Origin of the sequence: Synechococcus sp. R60.1 (assembly GCF_047461835.1) — a bacterium.
Lineage (GTDB): Bacteria > Cyanobacteriota > Cyanobacteriia > Thermostichales > Thermostichaceae > Thermostichus.
Map to the genome: position 1 here is coordinate 20,586 of NZ_JANSIA010000030.1, position 8,390 is coordinate 28,975.

Genomic DNA, 8,390 nt, shown 5'->3' on the forward strand with positions numbered 1-8,390 from the left:
AGGCGGCAAAGTTAAAGATGGGCCCTCTCAAGACTCCAGGGGGGAAGCTGTCAATCGTTGCAGGGTGGGAATGAAGTCGGGGTAGGAGATGCGGGCACAGTCGGCTCCCCTGAGGAGGGTGGATCCCTGCGCTCCTAGAGCTGCCACCATCAGGCTCATGGCGATGCGGTGATCCTCGTGGCTGTCGACCTCGGCCCCGTGAAGAGGGATCCCTCCCTTGATTTCCAGGCCATCAGGATATTCAGTGACCTGGGCTCCCATGCGGCTCAACTCTTGGGCTATGGCAGCCAGACGGTCGCTTTCTTTCACCCGCAGCTCTGCGGCATCGCGAATCACCGTGATCCCTTCGGCAAAGGCCGCCGCCACCGCCAAAACCGGGATCTCGTCGATCAGGGTGGGGATGAGATCGCCGGCGATGGTGCAGCCGCGCAAGCGGGCCGAACGCACCCGCAGATCTCCCAGGGGCTCGCCGGCCATTTCCCGGCAGTTTTCAATTTGAATATCGGCCCCCATCTCCTGCAACACCTGCAGCGCACCGGTACGGGTGGGGTTGAGGCCCACATCCCTTAGCAGCAATTCGCTCTCGGGCACAATGGAGGCGGCCACCAGCCAAAAGGCTGCCGAGCTGATATCCCCCGGCACCTGAACTCTCTGGCCCACCAGGCGGGATCCCCCCACCACGGCCACGGTTTTCGCCTCTGGATCCACGTGAATGTCGGCTCCGAAGGCCCGCAACATCCGTTCCGAGTGATCCCGAGAGAGAGCCGGCTCGGTGACTTGGGTGGTGCCTTCTGCCAGCAGGCCCGCCAGCAAGAGGCAGGATTTCACCTGCGCCGAAGCCACCGGGGAGCGGTAGTGAATGCCCTTGAGGGATCCCCCTTGTACGGCCAAAGGTGCCAACGTCCCACCGGCCCGTCCCCAAATGCTGGCCCCCATCTGCCGCAGCGGTTCTACCACCCGCCCCATGGGCCGCGAGCGCAGGGAGCGATCGCCGGTGACGGCAAAAAAGCGCCCGGCCTGGCCAGCCAGGATCCCCAGCATCAGGCGCAAGGTGGTGCCGGAGTTACCGGCATCCAACACGTCTGCCGGTTCTTGCAGCCGGCCCAGGCCAACTCCCCGAATGCGAACACACTCGCTGTTGAGCTCCGAAATATCTGCCCCCAGCGCCCGAAAACAGGCTGCCGTACTGCGGGGATCCTCTCCCAGCAACAGCCCTTGGATGGTGGTTTCTCCTTCGGCCAGGGATCCCAGCATCAGGGCGCGGTGGGAAATGGATTTGTCGCCGGGGATGCTCACTTGGCCGCGCAGGCCTTTGGCCGGCGAGAGGGTCAAGATATCAGTAGCAGAAGAGTGAGTCAACACAGCAACCCTGACGGCAGACTTGGCAAAAGCGGGAGCAGTCTCATCATACTCAGAGCGGGACTCGCGCCCCAGAGATTTTGCCGGGGATCCCAAGACAGCCTGTCTTTTGACGGCCACCCCTCTTTTCTCAGAGGATCACCTTAAACAACATGGATTCCTCGGTCGGGGCCTGGCCTCGGCCTTTTTTTTGCAGATACTGAACTTTGTAGCAGCAGAAATAGAACCCCCGCAGACCGTGCTTGGCAAGGTGTATCAACACGATTCCGTTTTGACCGAGGAGGTGATGGCCTACCTGCAACCCCAGGGGGGCGGTATTTTTTTGGATGTGACGTTGGGAGGGGGTGGACACAGCTTGGCGCTGCTGCGGGGGGGAGCTGCTCGAGTGGTGGGGTTGGATAGGGATCCGGCGGCTCTGCAGGCGGCGCAAGCGCGTTTTGCAGCAGAAGGGATCCCCGGCAGCCGCATCCAACTGTGGCACCTCAATTTTGCCGATTTCGATCTGCAGCAGCATGGCTTTCGGGATGAGCAGGGGCAGGGGATTCCCTTCGATGGCATCGTGGCCGACTTGGGGGTGAGTTCGCCGCAACTGGACTGCCCTGAGCGGGGATTTAGCTTTCGCGGAGAGGGGCCGCTGGACATGCGCATGGATCCCAGTGCCGCTCAGGAAACCGCTGCCGATTGGGTTAATCATCGCCCGGTCGAAGAGTTGATCGAGATTTTCACCCGTTACGGCGAAGAGCGATTTGCCCGCCGCATTGCCCATCACATCGAGCAGGCTCGTCCCCTCGCCACAACTACCCAGTTGGCCCAGGTGGTTTGGCAGGCGGTACCTCCGGCAGCTCGGCGAGGCCGCATCCACCCGGCCACCCGCGTCTTTCAGGCGTTGCGCATTGCCGTGAACCGAGAACTGGAGGCTTTAGAAACCTTGCTGGCCCAAGCCCCCACTTGGTTGAAACCCGGCGGCAGGTTGGCCGTAATCAGCTTCCATAGCCTTGAAGATCGCCTGGTGAAATGGGCCTTTCGCAGGGATCCCCGTTGGCAGGTGCTCACCCCCAAGCCCTTGTCCCCTTCCGAACTGGAACGGCAACGCAATCCACGGGCCCGCTCTGCCAAACTGCGAGTGGCTGCCCGCAGCAGTCAGATGTAGGTTTAGGTTGGTTCTCCCGCTCTCAAGAGATCGGCTACCGTGAAGCGGACAGCTGTCCTGCTGAGGCCGGGAATCGGGAGAAGGGGGTTGCTATTGGGGGATGCGGGGAACTAGGGTGAAGCGGAACCGGCAGTCCTGCACCGTCGGATCCCTTGGTGTGTGTGAGGTTAAGCCCTATGGTTAGCCAGCCTTTGAACGCAGGTCTTGATCGTCCCAAAAGCCCTCGTCGCCACAGACAGCCTTCTGCTCTGAGCCGACCCCTCTCCGGTACAGTTCAGGCCAGCCGCACCCAACCTTTGAATTTGAAGTTGAAATCAGCCCATCCTCGCAGCCAGCATCTTGCTTGGGCAGAACACCTAGCCTGGTGGAAGCAAATCTCCACAGGGATGGCTATCCTCTCCGGCGTTTCAGTGTTGAGCCTTTACAGTTGGACTGTGCATACCCAAAGCCGGTGGAGCCAGCGTTACCAGGTGTGGCAGCAGATGCAGCGCAACGAACGACAGTTTCTGCTGACTCAAGAATCCATTGCCAATTCTCTCCGGGAAATCGCCGACCGCTCCGAAATGGTGCCGCTGGTACCGGATCGGATGATTGAGGTGCCGATTGCCTCTCCCAGCCATGTTGAACCGGATCCAGCCCACCAGGCAACGGCTTTGCCGGAAAGAGCGCTCCGCGCCGCTCACGCGACCGAAAAAGCCCCTCTTTTCTATCCGGTTGGGTACTAGTCCAATGAATCCCGTGGACAGCAGCCAAGCCACTGCTCCCCTCTTACTCTCCCAAAGGCTGTGGATTTTGCAAGATCTCAGCGTATCTCTATCCTCCCTATTCTTCAAATTCTTCAAAAGTCAAGGGATCCCTGGGCCTCAGGATCTGGAATAGTAGTGGGCTACTCTTCAACTGCTTACAAAGCAGTGAAGAAATCTGGCCTAAATGGGATGTGGCCCATCCGAAGCCCTGGGATTGCCGTTGGGATCCCGTTCACCCCTGGGGATGACATCCCCCCTGGCAGGATAGGAACTCCAGAGCAGGGGATGTATGATGCCTAGCACGGCTTTTTCGGAGCAATCGCAGAGAAAGCTGTACCGACAGGTTGTCCTGGGGATCAGCCAGGGCATGTAAAGGGGAAAGTCCGGTGCAAATCCGGCGCTGTGCCGCAACTGTGATGGGCTTGGGCTAGACCTATGCCCTCAGTCAGGATGCCCGCCTGCGGTTCTGGCTCGTCTTTCTTCCGCGTCGCACGGAATCAGGAGCTTCAAGAAAGAAAATGAATCCCATTCTAGGTCTCAGCCTGGCGCTGGGGGGTCTTGTTTTGGGGATCCCAGCGTGGGCGCAGCCGGCAGCTTCCCCGCCCTCAGCTCAAGAGGTTTTGGAAACCGGCGTTAGCGCCGAGATTTTAAATCAACCCGTCACCACGCCTTTTCGTCGCCCCGGCTTGCTGCGGGATTCTTCCCGCCCGGTTTACGTCGTTACCCGCCAGCAAATTCGAGAGCAAGGGGCAAGAACCGTTCAGGAGGCCCTGCGCTACCTGCCCGGGATCCTCAGCGACGGCACGGCAGGAACCCAGTTGGGAGCCCTTAGCTCCCAGTTTATGCGGGGAGGACGAACGGCCCAGGTTTTGGTGCTGTTGGATGGCCGCCCCATTAACGACCTGGGCTTTTTTGGCGGGTTCGATCTGTCTCAGATCACTACAGATGTGGTCGAGCGTATTGAGATCTCTCCAGGTGGGGGCTCCACCTTATACGGCTCCGATGCCGTTGGCGGGGTCATCAACATCGTGACGCTGGATCCAAAGCCGGGATCCGAGACCGTGCTGGAAGCGGCTATCGGCAGCTACGGCCTCAACGAGCAAGGGATCCAAAACCGCGGCCAGGTGCAGGATCTGGGCTGGGTGGTCAGCTATCGCCGTCTGCAGAGCAACAACGACTTTCCTTTTGAAATTAGGCGTTTGGGCAAAGCAGGCAGGCGGGAGAACTCGGCAGTGGAGTACCACAACCTACAAGCCAAACTCACCTGGCAACTGGCAGAAGGCCAGGTCCTAACAGGAAATGCCCTTTATCTCAATAAAGCGTTTCAGGTGCCCGGCAGCACCGAGTTTCCCTCCCCCGATGCAGTGCAAAACACCAACGACCTGCTGTTAGATCTCAGTTGGCTGTGGGATCAAGAGAAGGGATCCCTGCAAGCTAGGGTATTTTTTGACGACCTCAACTATCGCTTCAGCGCCCCACAAAGCCAGGGATCCCGGGATGAGATCCTGCGAACGGGGTGGGGATCCCAACTGCAATACACCTGGAAGGCTGCTGAAAACCTGGAGCTTACTCTAGGAGCAGACTACCGATCCATTTCAGCTCGCAACACCACCTTCTCCTTTGCCAGGGGATCCACCAATGTCAACTACGACAATACCGTGAACCAAGGGGCCCTCTTTGCCCGCCTGGATTACAAGCCACAGCCCAACTTTTATCTCAACTTAGGTGTTCGCCAAGATTCGAGCAATCTGGTCAACGGTTCGGCCACCTCTCCTGCCGCAGGGATCCGCTGGGTTTTGGCAGAAGGCACCACCCTGAGGGCTAATTATGCCGGCAGCTTTCGCACTCCCTTGATCTCAAACTTATTCTTTCGTTTGCGGGGCTTTTTTGAAGTCGACGGCAACCCCAATTTGCGCCCGGAGCGGGGAGAGAGTTTTGACATTGGCCTGGATCAGGCTTTGGGAGATTTTGGCCTACTGCGCTTGACCTTTGCCCATAACCGCATCCGCGATGGCATTACCTTTGTCAGCACCGGCCCGCGCAGGGGAACCTACGAAAACATTGAGCTCGTGGAATACACGGGCTTGGAAGCAGCCCTGGATTTGCGATTGGGGGAAAACTGGACTCTTTTTGCCAACTACACCCTGAACGATCCCATCATCCGCTCGGCGCTGGATCCCAAAGCGGTTGGCAAACAGCTAGCCTTCGTGGGAGCAGACAGCTTCAACCTGGGCCTGAGCTACCGCGATGCAGAGGATCAGTATGCCTCAGTTTTCCTGCATCACATTGGCACTTTCTTTACCAACAACGCCAATACCCAATCTCTGCCCGGCTACACCAACCTGGCTCTGCGGGGAGGGATCCCAGTAGCAGAAAATCTCGCTCTAGAAGTGGGGGTTGATAACCTGCTGGATGAGCAATATGAGGTTTTCCCCGGCTACCCAGGAGTGGGTCGCACCGTTCGGCTCAATCTGAGAGGCCAATTTTAAAGGCTTAGCCATTTCGCTCACTACTTGACCACTCGCTTAGATATTGAGATCATTTCCCCTTCTTCATCGCGCCCTTTACAGTCAAGTCTGGATTGCAAGTTATGCCGGTATCAAGCAGCTCTGTGTCTCAATCAACTTCCCAGTTGCCAGTTCAAGCTGGCAGCGCTGCTCAGCAACCCAGCAGCCATTGTCTTTGGGTTTGCATCACCTGCGGATCTCGGTGGGTTAACGGCCAAAAAGAAGGGATTAGCAAGGGAGAAATGCTGCTGTCTGCCCTGCAATCCCAAACCCTCCACCCCCAACTAACTCTAAAACCAGTTGCCTGTATGAGCGCCTGCAGCCATGCTTGCGTTGTTGCGTTGGCAGCACCTCAAAAGATGACCTATGTTTTTGGAGATCTGGATCCAAAAGATGTGGAGCTGATTCTGCAGACAGCAGAGCTCTACCTCACCAAGCCAGATGGGATCCTACCCTGGGCCGAGCGCCCTCTCAAAAAAGAGGTGATTACTCGTATTCCACCACTACCTTGAGGAGCTCTCTCATGGCCACTTTTACCCCCTGGATAACCCCTCTCCATCAAACTTGGCAGGAAGTTTCTCTGACGGGTTGGACAACCCTTTATGAAGGGATCCCTGCCCATATTGACTGCTTGGGGCCGTTGCTCTACGAGCTGTTTCAAGAGCACTGGGCCGAGATCCAGGTGGGCCATGTGGCGGAAGGCGGGGTGCTGGAGCTGGCTTTCAAGAAACCTCCAGCTTTGTGCGTGCTCTACGATGGCTATCTAACCGTTGCCACCGAAACTTGGCACCTGCATTTGTGCCTGGAGGAGCACCAAGGCGGCCCCCATCGCAAGACCCCACCCGAGCTGCGCCGCAAAAGATTGGTTAGCTGTGCTGCTCTCTACCGGCGCCTCAATCCCCAAGGTCAGCCCCGCATGTGGGGGATCCAATTCTGGAATGGAGCAGAAGAACCTTTGCTGCAGATTTTTCTGCCCAGCCCCTTTTTGGGGCCAGAGGAAGACTACCTGCCGGAAGGCAAAGCAGATTACCAAAAGCTTTCTCTTTACGAGCGCATCCGCGCCATCTATGTGCAGGGGAAAGAGCGGATCCCCTATGAGGATAACCCTCTTAAACGTCCCTACCTTGCCGTCTGTCGTTCCAGCCGTTGTTATCCTTCCCGCAACTACCAACCGGTTGTGGAAGCTCTGGAATCGGCTCTTCGAGAAGCCAACCTGGACGTACAGGTTATCACCTCAGGCTGCTTGGAAGTTTGCCAACAGGGGCCGGTGGTTTTTTACTCCGGAGATTGCACCTGGTACAAGCGGGTTACTCCCCAAGTAGCTCGGCAAATTGTTTTTGAGCATTTGCTTAATAGCTGTCCTCTGAAAGACCACCTTTTTCCAGGAGATTAAAGCATGATTGGCCTGCAATCGAGTGCTCAACCTATCCCCAGATCTTGCCGCTTGATCTCAGCCCCACTTTGGATACAAGCTGCTCAAGATTTGGCCCAAGGCTGGTTCTGGCCCAGCTTGTTTACCACCGTCGGCTGTCTCAGCAATATTGCTTATACATGTACCCTTCCCTTTGTAACTGTTGGTATTGTTGCAGGCACAACTTTAACCCGCCAAAGGGCAGCCATTAGTGCTTTGATGATTTGGCTGGCCAACCAAATCTTTGGCTACACCTGGCACAACTATCCCCGCACTCCCGATTCGTTTGCCTGGGGGTTGGTGCTGGGGATCGGCACGGTGGGGATTGCTCTTGCTGGCGGTTACCGACCTCTGTTTTCTCAGTCCAAGCCGCTTCGGCCAAGGCAACTGCTGCTGAACTATCTCTGGATCCCGGCCATGCTCATCTTGGGGTTTCTGGCTTTTGAAGGGCTGATTTTGGCCGCCGGCCTGGTTTTGGGGGGAACGGAGGGCCTGACCCTGCCCATTCTGGGCAAAATCTGGCTGCACAACTGGCTGTGGACAGGACTTTGGATCGGGATCCACACCCTGCTGGTGTGGGACAGAGGACGTCGCCGGGTGTGGCTTGGAGAGGAGAAACTGCGGTGAGCTGCTCCCGTACAGGCCCTTCCCATCCCGTCAGCGGTGCGGAGCACTTTTGCAGTGATCTAGAGCATCCCCAAGAGGGATCCAGGCCAAAATAGGGGCGACCTATGTGGGAGGGGATCCCTTTGCAGCTCAGTCGCGTTAACAGTGAGCATGACTCTAGTCAATGATACGCTGGACTATACTGAAAATAATGTACAGTATGTTCAGTATGGCTGCTTGGTATGGCTAGGTATGTAAAACCGAGAGAAGCGGCGGATTATTTTGGGGTGTGTCTCCACACCTTGAGGCGATGGGAGCAGAAGGGCTGGATCAATGCAATACGTACACCATCCGGTAGGGCGAGAAGGTATGACCTCGACAGCTACATCAGAGCGCCCAAGAAGGACAAACGAGTCGTTTTGTACGCCCGAGTCAGCAGTCGAGGGCAGAAACCAGACTTGGAGAGACAGATTGCAAGACTGGTTAACCTCTATCCTGGAGCCGAAGTGGTCGGAGAGGTTAGCGGCGGTCTCAACTTCAAAAGACCAAAGTTCCTTGCCTTATTGGAACGAGTTCGTGCGGGAGATGTCGGAACAATTGTGGTCGCTCAC

Annotated in this window: 8 protein-coding genes and 1 riboswitch; of the genes, 7 read left to right on the forward strand and 1 reads right to left on the reverse strand. The window is 57.2% G+C overall.

The features are described 5' to 3' along the window. Positions 1-27: 27 nt before the first annotated feature. Complete coding sequence (aroA, locus tag NW834_RS06075; protein WP_414418992.1) at positions 28-1,362, reverse strand: 3-phosphoshikimate 1-carboxyvinyltransferase; 1,335 nt, start codon at positions 1,360-1,362, stop codon at positions 28-30. 247 nt (positions 1,363-1,609) lie between these two features. Here aroA and rsmH point away from each other — a divergent pair, with 247 nt between their 5' ends. The 7 genes from rsmH to NW834_RS06110 all read left to right on the forward strand — a co-directional run. Next, entirely contained in the window at positions 1,610-2,509 is a 900-nt protein-coding gene (gene rsmH, locus NW834_RS06080) for a 16S rRNA (cytosine(1402)-N(4))-methyltransferase RsmH (RefSeq protein ID WP_414417228.1), read from the forward strand. Positions 2,510-2,685: 176 nt separating this feature from the next. Then, positions 2,686-3,234 (forward strand): hypothetical protein, encoded by a 549-nt coding sequence (locus NW834_RS06085; protein WP_414417229.1) that lies wholly within the window; start codon positions 2,686-2,688, stop codon positions 3,232-3,234. Positions 3,235-3,579: 345 nt separating this feature from the next. After that, positions 3,580-3,732, forward strand: a riboswitch (cobalamin riboswitch). Positions 3,733-3,773: 41 nt separating this feature from the next. Beyond that, positions 3,774-5,744 carry a TonB-dependent receptor plug domain-containing protein gene (locus tag NW834_RS06090; protein ID WP_414418987.1) on the forward strand — a complete coding sequence of 657 codons (1,971 nt, stop codon included), beginning with the start codon at positions 3,774-3,776 and terminating at the stop codon, positions 5,742-5,744. Between the two features lie 101 nt (positions 5,745-5,845). Next, positions 5,846-6,274 carry a DUF1636 domain-containing protein gene (locus tag NW834_RS06095; RefSeq protein WP_414418988.1) on the forward strand — a complete coding sequence of 143 codons (429 nt, stop codon included), beginning with the start codon at positions 5,846-5,848 and terminating at the stop codon, positions 6,272-6,274. An 11-nt stretch (positions 6,275-6,285) separates the two neighbouring features. Next, positions 6,286-7,155 (forward strand): (2Fe-2S) ferredoxin domain-containing protein, encoded by an 870-nt coding sequence (locus NW834_RS06100; protein ID WP_414418989.1) that lies wholly within the window; start codon positions 6,286-6,288, stop codon positions 7,153-7,155. Positions 7,156-7,392: 237 nt separating this feature from the next. Continuing rightward, entirely contained in the window at positions 7,393-7,800 is a 408-nt protein-coding gene (locus tag NW834_RS06105; RefSeq protein WP_414351961.1) for a hypothetical protein, read from the forward strand. 221 nt (positions 7,801-8,021) lie between these two features. Then, the coding region (locus NW834_RS06110) for an IS607 family transposase (protein WP_414426256.1) at positions 8,022-8,390 on the forward strand (369 nt) is incomplete at its 3' end.